Source organism: Flavobacterium sp. K5-23 (assembly GCF_023278045.1).
Taxonomy (GTDB): domain Bacteria; phylum Bacteroidota; class Bacteroidia; order Flavobacteriales; family Flavobacteriaceae; genus Flavobacterium.
In genome coordinates this window covers 1,827,321-1,851,350 of the sequence record NZ_CP056783.1, presented here as the reverse complement: position 1 = coordinate 1,851,350, position 24,030 = coordinate 1,827,321, and the positions used below count along the sequence as shown (strand labels likewise).

At 34.4% G+C, this 24,030-nt stretch carries 24 protein-coding genes and 1 riboswitch; of the genes, 8 read left to right on the top strand and 16 right to left on the bottom strand.

Annotated features, from left to right (window positions below):
- Positions 1 to 79: 79 nt before the first annotated feature.
- Positions 80 to 1,015 carry a malate dehydrogenase gene (mdh, locus tag FLAK523_RS08080; RefSeq protein ID WP_248902418.1) on the bottom strand — a complete coding sequence of 312 codons (936 nt, stop codon included), beginning with the start codon at positions 1,013 to 1,015 and terminating at the stop codon, positions 80 to 82.
- A gap of 94 nt (positions 1,016 to 1,109) precedes the next feature.
- Positions 1,110 to 3,053, bottom strand: coding sequence for a DNA topoisomerase (ATP-hydrolyzing) subunit B (gene gyrB, locus FLAK523_RS08075; protein ID WP_248902416.1), 1,944 nt, complete (start codon positions 3,051 to 3,053; stop codon positions 1,110 to 1,112).
- A 398-nt stretch (positions 3,054 to 3,451) separates the two neighbouring features.
- On the opposite strand from gyrB, the gene FLAK523_RS08070 reads away from it, so the two are divergent.
- The gene (locus FLAK523_RS08070; RefSeq protein WP_248902414.1) at positions 3,452 to 4,069 is read left to right on the top strand and encodes an N-acetylmuramoyl-L-alanine amidase; all 618 of its coding nucleotides are present in this window, start codon (positions 3,452 to 3,454) and stop codon (positions 4,067 to 4,069) included.
- Between the two features lie 73 nt (positions 4,070 to 4,142).
- On the opposite strand, the gene FLAK523_RS08065 is transcribed toward FLAK523_RS08070, so the two are convergent.
- The 7 genes from FLAK523_RS08065 to FLAK523_RS08035 form a co-directional block, all read right to left on the bottom strand.
- Positions 4,143 to 6,056, bottom strand: coding sequence for a TonB-dependent siderophore receptor (locus FLAK523_RS08065; protein WP_248902411.1), 1,914 nt, complete (start codon positions 6,054 to 6,056; stop codon positions 4,143 to 4,145).
- A gap of 77 nt (positions 6,057 to 6,133) precedes the next feature.
- Positions 6,134 to 6,373: riboswitch (cobalamin riboswitch) on the bottom strand.
- 99 nt (positions 6,374 to 6,472) lie between these two features.
- Entirely contained in the window at positions 6,473 to 6,994 is a 522-nt protein-coding gene (gene cobC / locus FLAK523_RS08060) for an alpha-ribazole phosphatase (RefSeq protein WP_248902409.1), read from the bottom strand.
- Positions 6,979 to 7,776, bottom strand: a complete 798-nt coding sequence (locus FLAK523_RS08055; RefSeq protein ID WP_248902407.1) for an adenosylcobinamide-GDP ribazoletransferase — start codon at positions 7,774 to 7,776, stop codon at positions 6,979 to 6,981. Before FLAK523_RS08055 ends, cobC begins: the two co-directional genes overlap by 16 nt.
- Before the next feature lie 56 nt (positions 7,777 to 7,832).
- A complete protein-coding gene (gene cobT, locus FLAK523_RS08050; RefSeq protein WP_248902405.1) occupies positions 7,833 to 9,518 on the bottom strand; it encodes a nicotinate-nucleotide--dimethylbenzimidazole phosphoribosyltransferase in 1,686 nt (561 codons plus the stop codon).
- A gap of 32 nt (positions 9,519 to 9,550) precedes the next feature.
- The gene (locus FLAK523_RS08045; RefSeq protein ID WP_248902403.1) at positions 9,551 to 10,201 is read right to left on the bottom strand and encodes a diphthine--ammonia ligase; all 651 of its coding nucleotides are present in this window, start codon (positions 10,199 to 10,201) and stop codon (positions 9,551 to 9,553) included.
- Positions 10,202 to 10,203: 2 nt separating this feature from the next.
- A complete protein-coding gene (gene cobU / locus FLAK523_RS08040; RefSeq protein WP_248902402.1) occupies positions 10,204 to 10,713 on the bottom strand; it encodes a bifunctional adenosylcobinamide kinase/adenosylcobinamide-phosphate guanylyltransferase in 510 nt (169 codons plus the stop codon).
- Positions 10,714 to 10,793: 80 nt separating this feature from the next.
- Complete coding sequence (locus FLAK523_RS08035) at positions 10,794 to 11,162, bottom strand: DUF5522 domain-containing protein (RefSeq protein ID WP_248902401.1); 369 nt, start codon at positions 11,160 to 11,162, stop codon at positions 10,794 to 10,796.
- A 96-nt stretch (positions 11,163 to 11,258) separates the two neighbouring features.
- On the opposite strand from FLAK523_RS08035, the gene FLAK523_RS08030 reads away from it, so the two are divergent.
- The 3 genes from FLAK523_RS08030 (at position 11,259) to FLAK523_RS08020 (ending at position 14,472) form a co-directional block, all read left to right on the top strand.
- Positions 11,259 to 12,401 carry an ABC transporter substrate-binding protein gene (locus FLAK523_RS08030; RefSeq protein WP_248902400.1) on the top strand — a complete coding sequence of 381 codons (1,143 nt, stop codon included), beginning with the start codon at positions 11,259 to 11,261 and terminating at the stop codon, positions 12,399 to 12,401.
- Positions 12,402 to 12,517: 116 nt separating this feature from the next.
- The gene (locus tag FLAK523_RS08025) at positions 12,518 to 13,549 is read left to right on the top strand and encodes an iron ABC transporter permease (RefSeq protein WP_248902399.1); all 1,032 of its coding nucleotides are present in this window, start codon (positions 12,518 to 12,520) and stop codon (positions 13,547 to 13,549) included.
- Between the two features lie 143 nt (positions 13,550 to 13,692).
- On the top strand, positions 13,693 to 14,472 hold the full coding sequence (locus FLAK523_RS08020) for an ABC transporter ATP-binding protein (RefSeq protein ID WP_248902398.1): 780 nt from the start codon (positions 13,693 to 13,695) through the stop codon (positions 14,470 to 14,472).
- 43 nt (positions 14,473 to 14,515) lie between these two features.
- Here the strand turns inward: FLAK523_RS08020 and FLAK523_RS08015 are convergent, their stop codons facing one another.
- The 6 genes from FLAK523_RS08015 to FLAK523_RS07990 form a co-directional block, all read right to left on the bottom strand.
- On the bottom strand, positions 14,516 to 15,340 hold the full coding sequence (locus FLAK523_RS08015; protein WP_248908072.1) for an IS3 family transposase: 825 nt from the start codon (positions 15,338 to 15,340) through the stop codon (positions 14,516 to 14,518).
- Between the two features lie 38 nt (positions 15,341 to 15,378).
- Positions 15,379 to 15,774, bottom strand: a complete 396-nt coding sequence (locus FLAK523_RS08010) for a transposase (protein ID WP_248902397.1) — start codon at positions 15,772 to 15,774, stop codon at positions 15,379 to 15,381.
- A gap of 113 nt (positions 15,775 to 15,887) precedes the next feature.
- Positions 15,888 to 17,495: a class I SAM-dependent methyltransferase gene (locus FLAK523_RS08005; RefSeq protein WP_248902396.1), complete on the bottom strand. Its 1,608-nt coding sequence runs from the start codon at positions 17,493 to 17,495 to the stop codon at positions 15,888 to 15,890.
- Between the two features lie 114 nt (positions 17,496 to 17,609).
- Positions 17,610 to 18,062 carry a tRNA (cytidine(34)-2'-O)-methyltransferase gene (locus tag FLAK523_RS08000; protein ID WP_248902395.1) on the bottom strand — a complete coding sequence of 151 codons (453 nt, stop codon included), beginning with the start codon at positions 18,060 to 18,062 and terminating at the stop codon, positions 17,610 to 17,612.
- A gap of 21 nt (positions 18,063 to 18,083) precedes the next feature.
- Entirely contained in the window at positions 18,084 to 18,668 is a 585-nt protein-coding gene (locus FLAK523_RS07995; protein WP_248902393.1) for a pseudouridine synthase, read from the bottom strand.
- 77 nt (positions 18,669 to 18,745) lie between these two features.
- On the bottom strand, positions 18,746 to 19,939 hold the full coding sequence (locus tag FLAK523_RS07990; RefSeq protein ID WP_248902391.1) for an ectonucleotide pyrophosphatase/phosphodiesterase: 1,194 nt from the start codon (positions 19,937 to 19,939) through the stop codon (positions 18,746 to 18,748).
- Positions 19,940 to 20,126: 187 nt separating this feature from the next.
- Between FLAK523_RS07990 and rmuC the strand changes: the two genes are divergently transcribed.
- The 4 genes from rmuC to FLAK523_RS07970 all read left to right on the top strand — a co-directional run bounded on the left by rmuC (position 20,127) and on the right by FLAK523_RS07970 (position 23,106).
- Positions 20,127 to 21,497 carry a DNA recombination protein RmuC gene (gene rmuC / locus FLAK523_RS07985; RefSeq protein WP_248902389.1) on the top strand — a complete coding sequence of 457 codons (1,371 nt, stop codon included), beginning with the start codon at positions 20,127 to 20,129 and terminating at the stop codon, positions 21,495 to 21,497.
- Between the two features lie 5 nt (positions 21,498 to 21,502).
- Positions 21,503 to 21,868, top strand: coding sequence for a 6-phosphogluconate dehydrogenase (locus tag FLAK523_RS07980; RefSeq protein WP_248902387.1), 366 nt, complete (start codon positions 21,503 to 21,505; stop codon positions 21,866 to 21,868).
- A 3-nt stretch (positions 21,869 to 21,871) separates the two neighbouring features.
- The gene (locus tag FLAK523_RS07975; protein WP_248902385.1) at positions 21,872 to 22,417 is read left to right on the top strand and encodes an acyl-CoA thioesterase; all 546 of its coding nucleotides are present in this window, start codon (positions 21,872 to 21,874) and stop codon (positions 22,415 to 22,417) included.
- A 149-nt stretch (positions 22,418 to 22,566) separates the two neighbouring features.
- Positions 22,567 to 23,106, top strand: a complete 540-nt coding sequence (locus FLAK523_RS07970; RefSeq protein WP_248902383.1) for a YceI family protein — start codon at positions 22,567 to 22,569, stop codon at positions 23,104 to 23,106.
- Positions 23,107 to 23,114: 8 nt separating this feature from the next.
- Here the strand turns inward: FLAK523_RS07970 and FLAK523_RS07965 are convergent, their stop codons facing one another.
- Complete coding sequence (locus FLAK523_RS07965; protein ID WP_248902381.1) at positions 23,115 to 24,023, bottom strand: TIGR01777 family oxidoreductase; 909 nt, start codon at positions 24,021 to 24,023, stop codon at positions 23,115 to 23,117.
- Positions 24,024 to 24,030 lie beyond the last annotated feature (7 nt).

Below are 24,030 nucleotides of genomic sequence, written 5' to 3'. Positions count from 1 at the left end.
AATTATGGTTAAGATTAACCAATTTATTTAATAAAAAAGACTGCAAAATTGCCGTCTTCTTTATTAAATAATTAAATTATTATACTAAAATTGATTTTAAAGCGTCATTCATCTGTCTAACTGCATCAGCACTTTTAGCAAATAAAGCTTTTTCATTATCATTCAATTTGATATCAAGGATTTCTTCAACTCCATTTTTACCAATAATACAAGGTACCCCGATACAGATATCGTTTTGACCATATTCTCCTTCAACAAAAACTGAACAAGCTATCATTTTCTTTTGATCGTTTAAAATACTATCAACTAAAAAAGCTACAGAAGCTCCTGGAGCGTACCAAGCTGATGTTCCTAAAAGACCTGTAAGAGTAGCACCACCTACCATAGTATCAGCTGCAACTTTTTGCAAAGCCTCTTCTGATAAAAATTGAGATACTGGAATACCATTATAAGATGCTAATCTAGTTAAAGGAATCATAGTAGTATCACCATGACCACCAATTACCATTGCAGAAATATCATTTGCTGGTTTATCTAAAGCTAATGAAAGATAAGTTCTAAAACGGGAACTATCTAATGCTCCACCCATTCCTATTATTCTGTTTTTTGGCAAACCTGTAGATTTCAATGCTAAATAAGTCATTGTATCCATAGGGTTTGAAACTACAACAATTATTGCTTCAGGTGAATGAACCAATACATTTTCAACTACAGTTTTTACAATTCCTGCATTGATACCTATTAATTCCTCACGAGTCATTCCTGGTTTTCTTGGAATTCCCGAAGTAATCACTACAACTTTACTTCCTGCTGTTTTAGAATAATCATTGGTAACACCAGACACTTTTGTATTAAAACCGGTATTCGTAGCACATTGCATAATATCCAACGCTTTACCTTCGGCAAAACCTTCTTTAATATCCAACAATACTACTTCGCTTGCAATTCCTCTATAAGAAATTACATCTGCACAAGTTGCTCCTACATTTCCTGCTCCTACTATAGTAACTTTCATAATTTAAAGTTTATACGGTTATTTGGTTGTTTTTATTTTTATATAATTAATTGTTATTATCAAATTTCATAGAGAAACCGTCTAATTAACAAGTTTATGCATCAATATTAGCATAAACAGCATTTTTCTCGATAAACTCTCTTCTTGGCGGAACCTCGTCACCCATTAACATAGAGAAAACTCTATCAGCTTCGGCTAAACTATCAATAGTTATCTGACGCAAAGTTCTAAAACTTGGATCCATTGTAGTTTCCCATAATTGTTCCGCGTTCATTTCTCCAAGACCTTTATAACGCTGAATAGATGCACTACCACCCATTCTTTCGTTCGCTTGATCACGTTGAAGATCATTCCAAGCGTATTCTTTTTTATTACCTTTTTTAACTAAGTACAAAGGAGGTGCAGCGATATAAACGTGCCCTTCTTCGATTAATTCTTTCATAAATCTAAAGAAGAATGTCAAGATCAAAGTAGAAATGTGACTCCCATCGACATCGGCATCACACATAATAATTACTTTATGGTAACGCAGTTTCGAAATATTCAAAGCTTTACTATCCTCTTCTGTACCAATGGTAACACCAAGAGCTGTAAATATATTTCGAATCTCTTCATTTTCAAATACTTTATGAACCATTGCTTTTTCCACATTCAAAATCTTACCACGTAATGGTAAAATTGCTTGAAAAGCACGGTCACGACCTTGTTTAGCCGTACCACCTGCCGAATCTCCCTCGACAAGATATACTTCGCATTTTGCAGGATCTTGTTCAGAACAGTCAGATAGTTTACCTGGCAATCCTCCTCCTCCCATTACGGTTTTACGCTGAACCATTTCACGAGCTTTTTTGGCCGCGTGACGTGCTTGAGCCGCTAAGATTACTTTTTGAACAATGATTCTAGCGTCATTTGGATTTTCTTCCAAATAAGCTTCAATCATATCTCCAACAGCTTGACTTACCGGAGAAACAACTTCTCTATTTCCAAGTTTAGTTTTAGTTTGACCTTCAAATTGAGGCTCAGCCACTTTTACTGAGATAATAGCCGTAAGACCTTCACGGAAATCATCCCCTGAAATGTCAAATTTCAATTTATCTAACATTCCGGAAGCATCAGCATACTTCTTTAAAGATCTGGTTAAACCAGTTCTAAAACCTTGTAAGTGTGTTCCTCCTTCGTGTGTATTAATATTATTTACATAAGAAAAAATATTCTCAGAATAACTAGTGTTGTATATTAAGGCAACCTCAACTGGAATTTCTCCTTTATCATTGTCCATTGATATAACGTGTGCAATAATAGGCTCACGATTACCATCTAAATAACGAATATATTCTTTTAACCCTTCTGTTGAATGAAAAATCTCTGAAACAAAATTCCCGTCTTTATCTAATTCTCTTCTATCAGTAAAAGTAATTGTAATTCCCTTATTCAAATAAGACAATTCACGCATACGAGCTGACAAAGTATCATATGAATACTCTATTGTTTGAGTAAAAATAGTTGGGTCTGGATAGAAAGTAACAATCGTTCCTCTTTTTGTAGTTTCTCCAATTTGTTTTACTGGATAAAGCGCTTTTCCTTTTTCATATTCCTGTTCGTATACTTTTCCATCACTACTGTGAACCGTAGCTCTTAAGTGATTTGATAAAGCATTAACAACAGAAACCCCTACACCGTGTAAACCTCCAGAAACTTTATAAGAATCTTTATCAAATTTACCTCCGGCACCAATTTTAGTCATTACAACTTCTAGAGCCGAAACACCTTCTTTTTTATGAATACCAACTGGAATTCCACGTCCATTATCTTCAACAGTAATAGAACCGTCTTCATTTATATCAACAACTATGGTATCACAATGGCCTCCCATTGCTTCATCAATCGAGTTATCCACCACCTCATAAACCAAGTGATGCAATCCTCTAACTCCCACATCTCCAATATACATAGAAGGACGCATTCTTACGTGCTCCATTCCTTCTAATGCCTGAATACTATCTGCTGAATAATTGTTCTTATTGATTTCTTCGCTCATATTATTTTATTCTAAAAAAAATGAAATTTTGTCTAACACGCAAATATATAAAAACCTAAACTATTTAAAGGACAATTTCCCTTATTAAGCCGTTAAGTTATTAACATATTGTTGATTTTAGGGCAATATTACATTAAAAATTTCAATATTATTAATCGTGACCAAAATAAATATCTTGCCGTTTTTTTTAGAAAAACACACACATATAAAAACCTCTTACGGAATATAATTTTCTAAAAAAAAAACTTAAACCAACAATCACAAACAGTAATAATCCAACAAAATAAAAACCTAATGCAATCAAACAGAAAAATATTCTTGTTAATTTTAAAGTTTAACACAATAAAAAGGCTATTCGATCGATTATAACAAGTAACCAAATTCATAAAACCTAAAATATGAAAATCACAACCAAATTCTTAATAGTTCTTTCGGCCATTGTATCATTTGCATTTATAAAACCTGAAAAATCAGTACCAAGACAGATCAATGTAGTTATTGATGCAGGTCATGGCGGTAATGATTTTGGAGCTACTTCAAACAGTATTATGGAAAAAGAGATTGTTCAGCAAATCGCTAACAAGATAAACACTTTAAATTCAAATGAAAATACGATCATTCACCTCACAAGAAACTCAGATGAATTTATAGCATTGAGTGATAGGACAACAATCATTAATCGAATCAAACCCGATTTAGTTTTGTCTTTACATGTAAATACAAGTAAAAACAGTAATGCTTCTGGTATGGAATTATATGTTTCTAAAGAATCTAACTCTTATGAAAAGTCAAATGTAATAGCTGAAAATTTCCAGACTAAGTTTTTACAATCAAATTATAAAGTCTCCGAAATAAAGAATGCAAATTTTTTTATTTTGAAAAACTCAGAAGCACCAGCCGTTATAATGGAGCTTGGATATTTAACGAATGAAAGTGACAAAAAAAATCTTGCCAATAATAACACGCAAATTCAAATTGCAAAAAAAATCATAGAATGCCTTTCTGAATTGAAGTAATAAATAGTGTTTAAACAAAAATCCCGCTCCAAATATTTGAAGCGGGATTTTTTATAAAAATTTAAAAATGATGTTAAAACAAAATATTTAAACCTGCCTTAAAATTTCTACCTCTAGTGCTAAAACCTCTTGATTCAACAAAATCTTTATCAAGAATATTATCTACAGCTGCAAAAACATTCATTCTATTTTTAATAAGTTCGTAGCGAACATTTGCATTAACTAATTGATAGTCTTTCAAAATTTCCGAATTTAACACCGGACTATATGATGGCGCAGGATACGTTGTGTATTCTGTATAACGATCAGAAACGAATTGATAAGCAGCGCTAAATGCTAAACGTGGCGTAGCCTGAACATCAACCCCAGCATTTACTTTATGCTTAGGGTTTAAAACACGCGATTGCCTTTCTAATTCCGTAAAAGTATAGTTTGCATTGAAACTTACTTTATCATTCATAGCATACGCAACCATTGTTTCTATCCCTTTTGCCTTATTAAGACCATTTACATTAAAATATTTGTAGGTTGTTAAATCAAACCCAATAGCATCCGTTTCCTCTCTTAAAAAAGCGACTGAAGTTAAAGTTACTTTTTTTCCTAGCAAACTTGCTTCAAAACCTAGCTCGACAGTCGCATCTTTCTGAGGTGATAAATTCAAATCTCCATAAGGGGAATACAATTGGTATAAACTCGGAGCAACAAATGCAGTGCTATAAGAAGCTAAAACCTTCAAAGGTAAATTTGGCAATGTATAAGATGGATTCACATTAAAAACCAAATTATTACCATATTTACTATGCATATTAAAACGTGCTCCTGTATTTAAATTAAATCCAAAATCAGAATTATAAACCGCCGTTACATAAGGATCAATCATATTGAATTTTGCCAATTCGTTTTCAATTGCACCATAAGCACTTTTATTTGACATTTCGTGGAATTGAAATTGAGCACCAGTAACTATAAACAATTGAGAGGCGATTTTATATTTATTAAATGCGTCCGCGTTTACACTTCTTGATCTGTAGTAAGAAAAACTTCCAAAATTAAAAATTGATCTGTCAATCAAGTTTGCACTTGAGTTGATCACAAATTCTCCTTTTTCATATTTGTACTTTGGGGAAAACCCAACTCTATACTGCTCAGAAGTTGAGAAATTCATTTTATTATCAGCAAATGAACCTGAATCAAAATCATTTTTCATTTTGTCATAATTAGCAAAAAAATCTAAGCTCAACTTTTTCGTTGGTGTAAACCCTAATTTAACTACTGAATTCACTCTAGAAAATTTATCATTTTCAAATTCAACTGCACTATTCAATGGTTTAGCTTCCGATATTCCTGTAGATTCTGTACTATTCAAGGAAGCAAAATAATTAACTTTATCTGCACGTCCATTCAAAGAAAAACCTTGATTAAACTCCTGAGGCTTATAATTTGTTTTATTAGCAACGGTTTGTGTACCCATATTCATATACACATTTCCAGCAACTCCTTTATTAACCGCTTTTTTCAATGTAATATTGATTACTCCGGTAGCTGCTCCTGAACCGTATAATGTACTCGAAGCCCCTTTCATAATTTCAATACTTTCCACTTGATCAACAGGAAGCAAACGCAAGTCATACGATAAATTAATCCCTGAAGCATCCGAAACTGGCACTCCGTCAATCAAGATTAACACTTGATGTCCTCTTCCTCCACGAATGTAAAGTCCTAGATCCTTACCGTTACGGCTTTGGTTTCCGTTAATTTCTACTCCAGCTACGGTACTTAAAACAGCAGCTAAAGATTGCCCCTGTTTTTTCTTTAAATCCTCTGCCGTAATTTTAACAATTACTTTACCGGATTTTTCTTTTGACAAAGCAAATTTTGAATCAGAAATTACTACTTCATCTAATTGATTTGACTTTTGTTCTTGTGCAAAACAGTTCATTGCAAAAAACAATGCAATCGCACTAATGCGAACGATTTTTTTGTTCATTTTAAAAATGTAAAAATTTAATAAATTGGGGAGAAAAGCATAGAATAACCCATACCCAAACCTTTTTTCCCGAAAGTTTGATACTCGATGTAGTAGGCAGGTCTCCTGGCTTGCGTCTTGTTGTTTACCTTCCCACCACGAAAGTCGTGGCAGTGGTTTGTAGATAACAACAAGCTTAATAGCTTACAGTTGCGGGTACAGCCCAAGATTAATAATTTAGGATTCTAATTCCCAAATTTTTACTTGATTCCCTTTTAATGTGTTTTACATCCCGAAACTTCAGGAGCAAAAGCACAACCTCAATACGGCGGCAAAGATAAAACTTAATTCAGCTTTAAAACAAATTTGTAGAAACTATTGAATGTTTTTTTAAACAAAATCCAATAACTAACTATTAAGCACTCATTAACAAATACTTACAAATTTACTTTGATGACCGACCCAAAGTCTACTTTATTATTAAAGGCGTCTTTAAGTGGTAGATTTGACATTTTGCACAATATGCTTCTAATTACACCTGCGTGAGCAACAATTACAACTGGTTTTGAAGTATTATTATGAAGTTCATTTTCTATAAAATCATTTACCCTATTGTATAATTCAACAAATGATTCTCCGTTAGGAACGGTTACATTGACAAAATCATTCATCCAGGGAGTAAAATCATCCGGTGGAATGGCATCCCAATTTTTCATTTCCCAATCCCCAAAATTCATTTCTAATAACCTATTGTCAGTAATTATTTTATTCGAAAGATAATTAGCCAATTCTGTACATCGAATTAATGGACTCGAATACACGGTTACATCATCAGGAATTTGGTTTTTAATAGACTCGAATATTTCTAAATACGGTTCTAAAATTCGAACATCGGATTGTCCATAACAAATCCCTTTTTCACAAACCGTTTCGGTGTGGCGTACTAAATAAACTTCCATAAGGCAATAATTGAAACGTAAAACACTACTTCACAAACTTGTTGAGTTGCCCCAAGACAATCCCCTGTATACCCATCAATCCATTTTTGAAAATACCGAGCCAAAAAAAATCGAGTCAAGAAAAGGGGAACTAAAACCAATACCATTTGCCACTGAAAATATGCCAAAACAACAATTGGAACTAACCCAAAAAAGAATGCACCTACGACTTCTCGCCAAGTATAATTTTGCGCAATAGGCTTGCTTTTACTTGTGGCATCGTCTCTAGAATATTCTTGGGTAAAAACAATAGAAATAGCCGCCAATCGGCTCAGAGAATGTGCGGAAACAAACAACAAAAAAATTAGGATTTGAGATTGTAGATTTAGAATTTCTGAATGAGAAACTATATAAGACAAAGTTTGAAACTTGAGTAAAAACAATAATACTACACCAATCGCTCCATAAGCACCAATCGCACTGTCTTTCATTATCAAAAGTATCTTCTCTTTGGTCCATCCTCCTCCAAAACCATCACAAACATCAGCAAACCCGTCTTCGTGAAAAGCACCAGTAACTAAAACAGATGCAATCATAGAAAAAATCACAGCTATTTCTGGAGTCATTAAATAATTAAACAAACTAAAAACACCAAATGCCACAGAACCCACTACCCAACCAATAACAGGAAAATATCTAGAAGCTTTGTTTAAATAATCAGGATTATGGTCTATATTTTTAGGACAAGGAATTCGGGTATAGAACATCAATGCTGTAAAAAATATATGCAATTCTTTTTTCATTTTTTTATTGTTTTTTTTTAGCCAAAAATGCATTGCAATACATCTCTACTAAGAATTTATGAACCACTAATCCCAGCACTTTCAAAACTGGCCATTTCGTTTAAAAAAGCCACAGCTGATTGGATAATAGGAAATGCGATAGCACAAGCTGTCCCTTCGCCTAAGCGCAATCCCAATTGCAAAACAGGTTTCACTTCCAGATAATCTAACAATTTCAAATGTGCTTGTTCAGCCGAACAATGACAAAAAATAGCGTTTTTGATGATCACAGGATTTTTTTTATGCGCAATTAAAAATGCCACACTGCAAATAAATCCATCAACAAGAATCAGCATATTATTTTCATAAGCAGCTTGCATTCCGGCAGCCATTTGCATAATTTCAAATCCACCAAAATAAGCTAGCTTATCCTCTAATTCTTGGGATCCTGAATAATTATCAACCGCGGCTTTCAGTATTTTTTGTTTCTGAATTAATTTTTCATCACTTACTCCCGTTCCTAATCCCACACAATCTTCAAGAGGCATTTTTGTAATTATACTCATCAAAACCGAAGCTGTCGAAGTATTCCCGATACCCATTTCTCCAAAACCAATACAATTACTGCCTGTTTTAGCAATAGCATCCACGATTGCTGCCCCTTTAGAAAAACACAAACTCAATTCGGACGCACTCATAGCGGGCCCGTGTAAAAACGATTGGGTTCCTTTGGCAATTTTAGCTGAAATCAGATTGGCATTGGGCGAAAAATCATAATTCACTCCTGCATCCACAATCGACAACTTAATATTATTTTGTTTGCAAAAAACATTTATTGCCGCTCCTCCTTCCAGAAAATTCGTCACCATTTGTCTCGTTACATCCTGTGGATACGCGCTCACACCGTGTGCTGCGATTCCGTGATCAGCGGCAAAAACAACAATATTGGGCTGGATTATTTTTGGCTCCAGGGTTTGAAACACTTCGCCAATTTGTTGTGCTAATTTTTCAAGAACCCCTAATGAGCCTGTAGGCTTGGTTTTGCTGTCAATTTTATGTTGCAATGCATCCTTGATTGATGTAGATTCTGGATGAGATTGCTTTGCTTCGTCCCTCGCAACCCCACGCAATGACTCTGGGACTGAGACTAAAATCTCTTTCACAAAAGGCACTTCTGATTTTTGTTTCCAATTCAATTGTTGCAACATCGGTTGGTTATCATAATCCGTTGCGGGTTTGCCTACGCAAAAGTACCCCAGCGGCTCTATATGTTCCGGTAATCCTAATAACTGTTTGAACTGATAATAATTTAAAATAGAAATCCATCCCATGGAATACCCCTGCTCTGTCAATGACAACCATATATTTTGAGCCGAACAAACAGAACTATATTTGATAGCTTCAGTACTCCCAACAGTCCCAATAGTAAAATTATTCAAAACCGAACGATCATAACAAATCACAAGCCCAAGTGGGGCTTCTTCAATAGCTTCCAACTTTAGAGCTTTATAATCCGCTTTTTGTTGCTCGTTATCTGTTAGATTTGCAGCTTTAGTATCATAATCCAAAAACAATTTCTTAACCGCTTTCTTAATTTCGTCCGACTTAATCAGATAATATTTAGTTGCATCAGTCAAACCAACAGAAGGTGCCCAATGTCCTGCCTGAAGCGCTTTTTGGATAACGGCATCAGGAACTTCATCATTAGTAAAATGGCGAGTGTCGCGACGGGATTTTAATATTTCATCTAAATAGGTCATCATCGTTTTTTTACACTGGTTTATTGATTCAATTTCTAAACAAAATCTTCCCAAACAATAAAACAGTAGTCGTTATAGGTTTTAATAGAAAACTCCGGAAGGCTAATCCTTTCTGAAAAAAGGGGGCAATTTAAAACCAAGGTATGAAACTCTCCGTTCTCCCCACAAGGATCAATTCCTTTTTCTATTAGTTCCACTACCAAGTCCTTTGTTAGTAGCTTCCCCAAATAGCTTTCGCCCATCATTGTATTACAAGAAACAATCATGGTTTCGATACCATTTTCAATCATTTCGTTTACCAATGTGATTCGGTCTTGCTGCCACAAAGGCAAAATTGCTTTTAGAGAAGCCGCTTCACACACCTTGTCTTCCCAATCCTTGTGGGCTTGCAAATCGATATCCCCAAAAAAAGCGGCATCCAAATTATATTTTGCCTTAAGGATTTTTAAAGTACTGATAAACTTTTCTTCATAATCGCCCCAAGTTGCGGGAACACCTTCCAATGGCAATTGCATTTTTTGAGCTTGTTGATTCAAAATCGACAAAGGCAATCCATGAGAACGGGATATTTTTCCGTTTTCGTTCATCATATTCAGAAGTACTTTGGGAACCAAACCTTGATCAATTGCCTGCATCATGGCATAGCAACTGTCTTTCCCTCCGCTCCAAGATGTTAAAAAATTCATTGTTATCCTTTTATTGTTACAGGAATCCCTGAAACCATTAATACCACTTTCTCTGCTCTTTTTGCTATATATTGGTTCATCCAACCTTGTAATTCGGTGAATTTTCGTCCAATGTGTGTTTGTGCATGAACTCCCATTCCTATTTCATTGGTAACAATAATAATAGTTGCATTTTCCTGGCTCGCAATTTTGTCAAACTCCGCTTTAGCTTTTTCCAGACACAAGGCTACATCATTTTTTGTGTCAACAAAAAAATTAGTCAACCAAAGCGTAACACAATCCACAATAGCAACATTTCCGGAGAAATCAATTTCGCTCAAGTGCTTTTCTTTTTCGATGTTTATCCAGCGTCCGTCACGGTCATTTTGATGCCGATCGATTCTTTTTTGAAAATCATCGTCCCATTTTCTTGCTGTTGCAACATATATGGGTTTAGCCGATAATTCTTTTGCTAAATTTTCAGCATAACTACTTTTTCCAGAGCGTTCTCCGCCTGTAATTAAATATATCATTACAATTATAAGTTATAAATTGATAATTATTAAATAGATTTTAAACAATGTAATCAGGTCTTAATTTCTGCTTTTACAGTTTAAAAATCATAAGGACAATGTCTACAACCGTTGCCACAACAACTCCCTCTTTTCAAATGAAAAAATGCTTTAAAAACATAATTACCATTCTCTAAATAGTAATCAATTCCTTCGATTAAATGAGTAGATTTTGGCAATAATGCCGCTTTATTATGAACAGCGGTTTCTGGAGTTAAAGTACTTACATATTCCTCAATTTTTTCAGAGCAGGAATTTTTAAAACAAGCAGGACAAAGACAATCAATTGCTGTCGTGGGAACAAATAACGGCGGAAAATCATTACACCAACATTTACTTCCTTCAGCTGTGTCGCCACAACCAAAGTCGGTTCCACAACTTGAACACTGTTTCTCTTTAATACCATTCATGTTGTAAAGATAGTATTTGTTGATTTTTTTAGGTTAAAAAATAAACAAGATTTTTTGGAATTTCTTTTACCTTTGCCTTAATCACAAAATAGTATCATGAGACTTTCATCCTACAAAATTCTTTTACTCCTTGTTCTTGCAACTTTCATTGGTTGTAAAAAGACCGAAAAATCAGAAAACAAATCAATTTCAAACACAAAAAACGAAATAGAATACGCAAGCAGTCTTGCCATATACAAATTCGAAGGCTATTCTATTGTGAAAGTAATTACCCCTTGGCCTAATGCTGATAAAGACTTTACTTATATCTTAAAAGAGAAAAACAGTGTGGTTCCTGATAGCTTACAAAAATATACTTCTATTCAAGTTCCTTTACAGTCAATAGTCGTAACCTCAACCACTATTATCCCTTATTTAGAAATGCTGGGAGCTGAAAACCGATTAGTTGGGTTTCCACATACAGATTACATTTCTTCCGAAAAAACCAGAAAACTAATTGACAACGGTTCGGTTAAAAATGTGGGGCAAAACGAAAAATTAAACATGGAGCAATTGATTGATATGGCTCCTGACCTTATAGTGACTTTTGGAATTGACAATAACAATCCAATGATTGATAATCTTGAAAAAAGTGGTTTAAAGGTATTGATTCAAGCCGATTGGATGGAGCAATCACCCCTTGGAAAAGCAGAATGGATAAAACTTTACGGAGCTCTTTTTGGAAAAGAAAAAGAAGCAAAAGCTCAATTTGACGACATTATTAAAAACTATAAAGAAGCTTTGGAATTGGTTTCCACCAAAAAGCCAACAGCAACCGTGTTATACGGATCGATGTACCAAGACCAATGGTATGTTGCTAAAGCTAACAGTTGGGTCGCACAATTTTTAAAAGACTCCAAAGTCAATTACCTTTGGTCGGATACGGAAGGAACAGGCAGTATTGGATTATCATTCGAAAAAGTATTGGAAAAAGCGAAAACCGCCAATTATTGGATTGCTACAGGTCCCTATAAAACGGTAGCTGAATTAGAAAACATCAATCCGCATTACAGTCAATTTGATGCTTTCAAAACCAAACAAGTGTATACTTTTGAAGGCAAAATAGGAGCAACTGGCGGAACCATATATTATGAATCAGCTCCCAGCCGACCGGATTTAGTATTAAAAGATTACATCAAAATCTTCCACCCTGAATTACTTCCAAATTATACTTTTACCTTTGCTCAAAAACTGAACTAAATCCTCTCCCCAACCCTCTCCAAAGGAGAGGGAGACAAAGATGAGCTTCAATTCGTTTTTAAAAACTGATAAATTATTACGAAACGAAATACAAACAAATAAATAAAAAACACTAATTGAATAATCAAAAACGTAATATTCTTTTATTTTCCTTACTTGGTTTAGGGCTTATCGTTTTGTTTTTTATAAACATCAGTTTTGGCTCGATAACCATCCCTTTCAAGGAAGTTTACAACAGCTTAACTGGCGGACAAGCGAGTAAATCCACTTGGGAATACATCATCATCAATTACCGCTTACCCAAAGCCATTACAGCAGTTTTAGTTGGAATGGGGCTTTCTATTAGTGGCTTGTTGATGCAAACGTTATTTAGGAATCCGCTTGCGGGACCTTATGTATTAGGACTAAGTTCAGGAGCAAGTCTAGGTGTTGCTTTCGTGATTTTAGGAGCTGCGTTTATGCCTGCGTTTATAAGCAGCATTTTATTATCCTCTTACGGAATCGTTCTTGCCTCAACTATGGGAAGTTCGATTGTTTTACTAGCCGTATTACTAGTTTCCCATCGTTTGCGAGATACTATGGCAATTTTAATTGTAGGACTGATGTTTGGTAGTTTTACCAGTGCAATCGTAGGAACATTGACTTATTTCAGTACGGCCGAACAATTGCAAAAATTCACATTTTGGTCTATGGGAACCTTAGGAAATCTACCTTGGAGCTCAATTTTAATTTTAACCATTTGCGTTTTTATAGGATTGCTTTTAAGTCTGTTTAGCATTAAACCTTTAAACGCATTACTTCTTGGAGAAAATTACGCTAGAAGCTTGGGACTTAATTTCAAAAAAACACGACTTATCATAATTATTGCCACTAGTATTTTGGCGGGAAGTATTACGGCATACGCAGGCCCAATTGCTTTTATAGGCTTGGCCGTTCCGCATATTGCCAAACTTATATTTCAAACTAGTAATCATTCGGTTTTATATTGGAGTACGCTTTTATTGGGTGCGGGAATTATGCTTGTATGTGATGTTGTTTCGCAAATGCCAGGTTTTGATATTACTTTACCCATAAATGCAATAACTTCGTTGCTAGGTGCACCAATTGTTATTTGGTTATTGGTTCGAAAACGAAAAATGATGGGATAATGGCACAAAAAAATTGGTCTTTTATTTTTTAAACCATTAAGATATTTAGAAAATTTAGCTAATAATAAAACTCTTAATTAACCTTAATTCCTTAATGGTTTTATTAAAAACGCAATGTGGTTAAAAACCAAAATCTTAAATAGATGAAAAAAAACATCCTGACAACATCAAATCTAAGCATTGGTTACAAAACCAAAAGCGCAGTTAACACTATTGCAAAAAACCTCAACCTGAATTTACAAGAAGGGAAACTAATAGCATTAATAGGCGCTAACGGAATAGGGAAATCGACTTTATTGCGAACGATTACCGGAATTCAAAAACCGCTGGAAGGTGCTGTCTATTTAAATGATAAAAAAGTTACTGATTACGAATCCTTGGAACTGGCCCAAAACCTAAGTATTGTTTTGACCGAAAAACTACCGCCAAGTAATCTGACCGTTTTTGAATTGGTGGCTTTGGGACGTCAACCTTATACTAATTGGATTGGAACATTATCCGATGTCGATTCAGCCAAAATCAATGAAGCGCTTGAACTCACCCAAATCAGTCATCTGGCATCTAAAAAACATTACGAAATCAGTGATGGACAATTACAAAAAGTATTAGTGGCTCGCGCATTGGCACAAGACACACCGCTTATTATTCTTGATGAACCAACAACTCACTTGGATTTATTGCACAAAGTAGCGCTGTTCAAATTGTTGAAAAAATTGACAAAGGAAACTAATAAATGTATTTTATTTTCGACGCACGATATTGATATGGCGATTCAACTGAGTGATGATATGATCCTTATGACACCAGAAACTGTCATCCAAGACGAACCTTGTAATTTGATTTCAAAAGGGAGCTTCAATACTATTTTCAAAGACGAACATATCACATTCGACTCCGAAAAAGGGAAGTTTGTTATTTGTTAGGAAGACGGAAGATCAAAAACTGAACACTTTTGCACGTCCCTAATTAAAGTTGACCGATTTCTATTAATTTCTCATTGTCAAAAATAGTAATAATAGGCTTAGAAAAAAGAGGATTATTGAACCAATTATTTTCAAAATCAACAGGGCTTAATTTCCCTATGTTGTTATGAGGTCTCTTATTATTATAATGTTCAACTGCTCTATCTACATCCTTTTTTAATTGTTCAAATGTTTTAGGTTTCCAGTGGTCTATATACTCTTCTTTTATTGTTCTGTTAATCCTTTCTGCATAAGCATTGTCTTGTCCTGACAATGCCATGCTGATTTCGCATCCACTCCCTTTGAGAAGAGCTATATATTCATTGTAAATATACTGACTACCTCTATCAGAGTGGTGTATCATTGGAGCTTGATTGTTTTCTAATGCCATTTGCATTGCGCTTAAATTAGCAGTAGCTCTCATATGATTAGATAGTTGATGTCCAACGATTTTCTTTGTATAAACATCTATTATAAACACTGCATAATAAAATCTTTCTCCAACATAAATATAAGTTATATCTGATTGCCATATCGTCGACGGAGCATAAACAGACATTGACTTTATTAGATTTGGAAAATAAACTTTCACAGAAAACGTTGTTCTCCTGTAATTTTTATGCCTTTTTATCCTGAACCCTAAATCCATAAACGTATCGATAAATCTATCTCTTCCTATGAAATTAGGACGCAAAGCATAATACATTTTCTCAACCCCACAACCAGGGTGTTCTTTCCTTAGTTCCTCTGCTTCTAAAATCAGACATTCTATCTTTCTTTCAAAAGCAATCTGTCTTTTTGAATACTGATTAACTGCTTGCTTGCTTATTTCAAGTGTTTCGTAAAGCTGATTTAAAGAAAAACTTATTACTTTCTGGTTCTCAACGAACCAGCTGATTGTGGGGTGTTGGAGTTTTTTTTTATGTCGATATTAAATTCATCTTTAGCTATATCAATCATCTTTTCGAGATAATCAATTTTTATTTGCTTCTGACCAACCGCTTGCTCAAGTTCTTTTATCTTGAGTTCTAACTGTTTTAGCTTATCAATGTTACTATCTTTCATTTCTACAACTCTAATTCCTTTTTCATTAAAAGTAGAAAATTTATAAATCCAATTGTAGATTGTAACGTTATTTACTCCGTAAAGTCGTTCTAATTGCAGAACACTATACTTCCCGATTTCGTAAAAACTTACGATTTCTTTTTTAAACTCTTCCGAATAAACCCGGAGTTTCCTGATTTCTTTTAAATTTGCATTCATATAACTTGACTTTTGTGGTCAACCTATATCAGGGAAGTACATTTGACTGAATACTGAACACTGCATTCTGATTACTGAATACTGCCTTCTGAACACTGATTACTGATCACTCCTCAAATCCCTTTCAACAAGTTAATACTCACCGTCGCAATATCTGAATCGGGGAATTTTCTAAAAATAGTGGCGTCTGAAAACAAGCCTGCCTCCCCTGCAATTTTATGCATCACCTCAATTTCCACAATATATTGATCCGAAAATCCATGAGTCGCATCATAAGCCGTTGCGGCAGTTTTCCCCAAATTGGCTGCTGTTAAAGCTGGAGGTACCGTATGCAATTCTATCATCAGTAAACCAAATTTACTTACATAAGGTGACCATTTATTGAAATGCTCTAGCAAGTTATCTTCAACCAGATTATTACTTATTCGCTTGCCTCTGTGTGCAAAAGCTCCTGTTGATTGACTAATTCTATCTTTAGTACTGTTTTTTGGTTCTTCCCAAATTCGGTTGTGATCCAGAAACGTTCTTACATTCAGTAGTTCCTTTAAATCAATATTATAATTTTCCTTTAAGTCATCCGATAACAAGTCTGGACGACCAATATCACCCCAGATTACTTTGGCCCAAATATCGGCTTTTATCAAGTTGGCTCGTGTTACTTTCAAAGCAGCCTGGTTATAATCGGCACCCACAAGAAATAACGGATAATCATCGAGCATTTTTCCCCTTAACGTTTGGCGGTCTATGACATCAAAAATATGCTGCAAGAAAGCGCCGTTACCACATCCCATATCTAAAATCCCTTTGGGCTGTTCTTCTATTGGTAAATTGAACAATTTAATAATGATTTCATCGACTACTTTAAAATAAGTATCGTGTGCACCGCCACTTCCCCACACATTCATTTCTCTGTCTACATGAACTTCGTCTTCCCCTTCCCCAACACTTCTTAACACATTGGGATTGCCAAATAGCAATTCGTCCATTTTACTAAAAGTGGGTAAATAGGATACGGTTACACCATAAGCAGAAGCTCTTTTGGCAAAAAACAAACCGGTTTCAGTGAATTGATAATTTCCTTTTTTTTCAGTGAACCAATTCAGGTGAACCAGAAAATCGAGAATTTTTTTGAAGCTGTCAGGCGACTTATGGAATTCCTCCGGACGAAAGGAAATTTCCATAAAGTACTTATGAAACATACCGCTCATACCAAGACGTACCAGCGTAGGCCCAACTAAAGAACCTTCAATATGTTTTAAAATCTGATGTTGTATTTCATTGATCAAAGAATCCTCTGAGAATACAATACCGTAATTGTTTTTATATTTTTCGAAAATGAAACTCAATTTTTCAAAAGGAGCATCTTCGAATAATCGAGGATGAAATTGCATCGAAAATTCCAGTAACTCCACTACATCTTCATACAGATGAAACAGTGAAAAGGCAATTTCGCTTTTTGAGGTCAAGCCAAATTTAAATTCCTCAGTCTCATTATTGATTTGGTAATTCAGAAAACCCTGCGAACACAAAACGCGTAAAGCCACATTGAGATAGCCTTCATTTGCTTTAAAATGAGTAGTAAGTTCCGTAAGTGAAACCTCTTTTTTATCCAATATAAAAGCCAGAACTCCTTTTTTATGCAAGGCATAGCCCACGGGTGCAGTTACCAAACCATCCAAATGCCTGAAAATAGTACTGCGTAGAAAAGCTTTATCAATCATAAAAAGGGAATTTTAAAATGAGTCGCATTTCGCTTTATTCACTAACACGATACTCAAATATATAAAATTCCAATTGAACATCAGGAATCTTTTACAATTCTAAATTACAGGTTATTATTTTAATGCAATTTGCCTTTTGGCTTCTCCAATTACAAAAGCTACGGAATTAGCGATATTAAAACTCCGAATCAAATTAGACATTGGGATTTTTAAATGATTGTCGAATTGTGCCAAAACTTCTTCACTCAACCCCTTGCTTTCTTTACCAAAAACCAACCAGTCTCCATCTTGAAAATCAATTTCCAAATAGGATTTCGTTGCGTGAGAACTCATTAGGAACACTCTTGATTTATCAGGAATTTGAGCAGTCCATTCCGCTACATTTTGATACTCAGTTACATCAAGATGCACCCAATAATCCAGTCCAGAACGTTTCAAGTTTGAATCATTGATTACAAACCCAAAAGGGTGAATTAAGTGCAATTTACTTTCAGTACCCACACACAAACGGCCTATATTTCCGGTGTTATTTGGTATTTCTGGCTCTACTAAAACTATGTTTAACATATTTAATTTATGATTTAGGAATTAAGATTTAGGAATCTCCACTTCGAAATTTTCAACTTCCAACACTTCTCCTGACAGTAAACCATCAAGATGCACATTCCCTATTCGAACACGAACCAATCGCAAGGTAGGAAAGCCAACGGCCGCAGTCATTTTACGCACTTGGCGAAATTTCCCCTCATTGACCGTTATTGATGCCCAAGAAGTGGGACCATGACGTTCATCACGTATTTTTTTTCCTCTAAGTCCAAAGTTGGGTTCTTCATGGATCAAAGCAGCATTGCAGCGTTTTGTGATGTATTTAGTGCCATTAAAACCTATTTCCACTCCCTCTTTCATTATGTCAATTGCTTCCTGAGTAATTACCCCATCAACCTGAACATAATATTCTTTATCCACTTTTTTAGAACGAATAATTTCACTCATCTTTCCGTCAGTCGTCAATAACAATAACCCTTCAGAGTCTTCATCCAGACGACCTATAGCCATCGTTCCTTGTGGGAAATCATATAACTCGCCCAAAAGTTTCTTTTTTCGTTTCAACTCATAAATAAACTGACTTAAAAAGCCGTAGGGTTTATGGAGAATATAATGGTGGTGGGACATAAAAACTTTTGACTAAATGAAATGCAAATTTAACCTTTCCTTTTTTTATTTCGAATAAAAATAAACGAATAAAACAGTTACTCTTTTAACATCCTTTTTACTTCCTTAAAATCACCGTCGACAGTTTCAATTTGCAATCCTAAAATATGTGCTATTAAATTATAAACACTAACATTTTTTAAAGTTCTCACCTTTTTATTCACTTTAAAATCAGGTCCTTTTGCATAAAATATGGCATGCATATCTTTTACTCTATTATCATATCCGTGAGTCCCGCCTTTTACTTTTTGACTAGATTCTTTAACTAGACTGTACCCTTTTTTAGCTTCAATTACAAAATCTAAACTTCTATCGTTAGTCCCATAATGAAGTCTTTTAGGAATATTATCTGTTTTCCAGAATCGGATATGAGGCACTCTACGAAGTGCTTTAAAAACTGAATCCTGTGCTTCTGGCCGAACACGAATACTCATTATAGGATTGATTACATCAGCATATTCAAGCCAGCTTGGTTTTAAATATTTCAAAACAGCTACTTTCTTTTTATCACTAATGTCTGTCATTCCATGATCAGACACCACTATCAAATTGATTTGTTTCCCAATGGATAATTCCTCTAATTTCATAGACAAACTGCCTATAATAGAATCCATTTTATGCACTGTAATTTTATTTTCTTTAGACAAAGGGCCAAAAGTATGTCCTGTATAATCCGGTTCATCAAAATAAAGTGTGATTAAATGTGGGCGTTCTTTTTCAGGTAATTTAAGCCAATCAATTACAGTCTCTATTCTAGTTGCATAGGGTACCGAAGCATCATAGGTTTTAAATATACTTGGACTTCTGTCTCCAATATCAGAACCTGGCCAATAAAACGAAGCCGTTTTAATTCCCTGCTGTTCCGCTACATTCCAAATGGGATTTCCACCATAAAATCGAGCATCTGTTTTAGCAATACTGGATAGCGAAAAAGACATTTTAAGTTTTGGATCATAAAAACTATTATTTACAATTCCATTGTTATCTGGATACAAACCCGTTACAATACTATAATGGTTTGGAAAAGTTTTGGTAGGATAAGAAGGCTTCATTGATTTTGCTTTTACCCCTTCATTAGCTATTTTATCAAGATTAGGTGTATCAAAATAAGTATGATAATCCCAGCGAAACCCATCTAAGGAAACTAAAACAACATAAGGCTTATCTTTTTGCTGTGCATAAGAAGCACAAGCTAAAAAAAACAAGAAAGATAATAGTAACGTTTTTTTCATTTTCTATTTTTATTATTTTACAAAGATATTATATATACTTATTTTCCTGTGTTAATAAACATCCTTAAAATGAAACCATTAAACGAACTACGAAAAATAATCATTAATTGTATTTCTTTCAAAAAAGTTTAGCCCAAAAAATTGATATAATTCCTTACTTTTACTATTTACAAAAACCATTCTTTTTATGTCAAATATGCTTCCTTTTTTATTGCTTTTTATCATTGCTCTCGCTATTGGAATTTTCCTTGGGAAGCTCATTTTTTCGGCTCGTTTTCAGTCTGAAAAAGTAAGTCTAGAGGAAAAACTAATTTCGTTAAATTCCCAATTCAATCAGTTGAAAGAGCAATTTTCGAATGATAGAGTTATTTTCGAAAAGAAATTAGAAACGACTAATTTAGATAAAGAAAACATTCGAAACGAAAAAGACAGTTTAGCAATTCAGCTTTCAAAAAAAGAAGTTGATTTTGAAAACCTTTGGGAACGCAACAAAGAACAAAAGGAAGAAGTGGAAAAACTACAGGAAAAATTCACCAAAGAATTCGAGAATTTAGCCAATAAAATATTAGACGAAAAATCGAATAAATTCACGGAGCAGAATAAGGAAAATATGAAAAACATCCTTACTCCTTTGCAAGATAAGATTCAATTATTCGAAAAAAAGGTAGAAGACACACACAAAGAAAGTATTGATTATCATGCGGCTTTGCGCCAACAAATTCTTGGTTTGCGTGAAATGAATATCCAGATGAGCAAGGAAACCATCAACTTGACCAAAGCCTTGAAAGGAGACAGCAAAATGCAAGGGAATTGGGGCGAATTAGTATTAGAACGTGTGCTCGAAAAATCAGGCTTGGAGAAAGGCCGTGAATACGAAGTGCAGCAAGCTTTTACCACTGAAGATGGAAACCGTGTTTTTCCTGATGTGGTAATTAATTTACCTGACGGGAAGAAAATGATAGTCGATTCTAAAGTTTCATTAACCGCCTATGAAAAATACATCAATGAGGAAGACGACAATTTAAGAAACGGTTATTTAAAAGAACATGTCAATTCGATTAAACGCCACGTTGAACAATTAGGCAGTAAAAACTATCATGATTTATACCAAATAGAAAGTCCAGATTTTGTATTATTGTTTATTCCTATCGAACCTGCATTTGCTATGGCACTAAATGAAGATACGAGTTTATACAACAAGGCATTCGAAAAAAACATAGTAATTGTAACACCTGCTACCCTACTGGCGACTTTGAGAACAATAGACAGTATGTGGACAAATCAAAAACAACAGGAAAATGCGGTTGAAATTGCGCGTCAAGCCGGTGCTTTATATGATAAATTCGAAGGCTTTGTTGCTGATTTAATAAAAATTGGTAAAAAGATAGACGAAAGTAAATTAGAATACAGCGGGGCAATGAACAAACTGGTGGAAGGGAAAGGGAATTTAATCACCAGTGTGGAGAAATTGAAAAAAATGGGAGCTAAAGCTAAGAAGTCACTTCCCGAGAATATCATTAATAGAGCTGAAAAAGATCAAAACCAATTATCAAATTAATCATTATGAAAAAATTTTTAGGAATTCTTACAGGAGTAGTTGTTTTGTCTGTTATATGTTACTTCACTTTTTTATACTATGCCACTTATAGTGAAGGCACACGATCAGGTGAATTAATTAAATTTAGCCATAAAGGAGTGATTTACAAAACTTGGGAAGGCGAATTGAGTCAGGGTATTTCCGGTGCTCAAATTTTTTCTTTTTCTGTATTGGATAAAGATGAAAAAGTCATTGCCGATTTAAAAGAAATGGAAGGAAGATACGTAAAGGTTACTTATATTGAACGTTACAAAACTTTTCCATGGTGGGGAGATACCCATTATTTTATTACTGACGTTCGAAAAGACAATTCTCCTTTCAAAACAAAATAAACTATGGATAGTCAATTCAAAACTGTTGCTTCGTCGAATATCAGTATATCAGAATTAATGTTGCCTTCACACACCAATTTCAGCGGTAAGATTCATGGTGGCTATATTTTATCATTACTTGACCAGATTGCTTTTGCTTGTGCGTCAAAATTTTCAGGAAACTATTGCGTTACCGCTTCAGTGGACACGGTGAATTTCTTGAAACCTATCGAGGTGGGAGAACTTGTGACTATGAAGGCAAGCGTGAATTATGTGGGAAACAGTTCAATGATTATTGGTATTCGCGTAGAGTCGGAGAATATTCAAACCGGAAAAACTAAACATTGTAACTCCTCTTATTTCACTATGGTTTCAAAGGACAAAGACGGAAAAACGGTAGCAGTGCCTGGATTAATACTTTCGAATTTAAATGAAGTACGACGCTTTCACAAATGTCTCAAACAAATAACCCTGAAAAAAGTAAGCAATCAAGATGACAAAAACGTTGATTACGGTTCTTTAGAAAGCTTGGCAACTCTAAACAATTACAAAGTATTAGTCGAATTATAGCCTTAAAAAACACATAAACACGTAAACTTACCCCTAAAGCGATAAAAATGCCTTTAGGGGTTCTTTTTTGGAAGATGTTTCAGCTTTATTTAATGGTATTCTGCTCAAAATTTCGTAACTTTAGATAAGAGGTAAATTCATAAAACACCATGAAAATAAAACTACTTTTATTTCTGCTATTCTTAGCAAATACAGTTACCGCCCAAGATAAAATGACTTCCAATAAAGGAATCATCGTTTTTGAGGCGTCGGTACCGTTTTTTGAAGAAGTGGAAGCAATAAACAAAGTAGTCAGCTGTGTGTTTAATCCCAAAAACAGTACAATTTATTATGTTGCTTATATTTCTCAATTTCGATTTGAAAGAAATTTAATGGAGCAACATTTTAATGAAAATTATTTAGAAAGTAGAAAATACCCAAAAGCCACATTTAAAGGAGTGATAGAAAAATTTGAACTTAGAAACGTAACTGAAATTGCTAAAGAATATCAAATCAAAGGAAAGATTTATATCCATGGAAAATCAAAAAACATACGAGTTTCAGCTAAAATTAAAAAAACACCAAAAGGAATTGAAATACTTTCAAATTTTCCATTAAATACTGATGATTTTAAAATAGAAATCCCATCCATAGTAATCAGTAAAATTTCCAAAATTGTAAAAGTGGAAACTAAATGTATTCTACAATAAATTCTACTCTACAAACATTTTTTTAGCGTATCCTGCAAATTATTAAAATAAAATTGAAACCCTAACTTATTCAATTTATCAGAAGACACTCTTCTCCCGGACAACACTAACTTTGACATTTCTCCCAAAACAATTTTTAGTAAGAATGAAGGAACATTTGGCAACCAGATGGAGTAACCATAAACTTTGGCCAATGCCTTAGAAAAAATGGCATTTGTAGTTCCATCATTGATTGCAGCATTGTAAGCTCCTGACATATTTGTGTTCTTGATAGCCTCAAGATAGATGCGACACAAATCGTCAACATAAACCCATGGCATATATTGTTTTCCAGATCCTAAAGCAGAACCCAGTTTTAATTTAAAGATAGGCGTTAGCTTATTTAGAAAACCATCATTTTTACCCAATACTAATCCTGTTCTTATTTTAACCGTTCTAATTCCTAAACTTTCTATAGTATTTGCTGAAGCTTCCCATTTTTGGCAGGCGGTACCCAAAAAATCATTTGCTACAGGAGTATCTTCGGTACAAATTTCTTCCCCGTTAAATGCTCCGTATATTCCAATTGCTGAAGCAGAAACAAAGGCATCTAACTTCTTATTATTTTGCTTCAAAACCGAATGAATTAAAGCAGCAGACAATTCCCTGCTCGCAATAATGGCTTTCTTCCTTTTTTCTGACCAACGTTCACCTGCTATATTCTCCCCAGCAAGATGCACAATATAATCAGCTTTAAGTACAGCCTCTTCTTCAATGGTTTGTTTTTCAACATCCCAAGTATAATAATAAATATCTGTGGTATTATTGCGTTTTCTTCGACTCAAAATAGAAACCGAATACCCATTATTAATCAATAAATCAGTTAGATTTCTTCCAACAAAACCAGTGCCTCCTGATATTAAAACATTCTTTTTCATCTGTTTA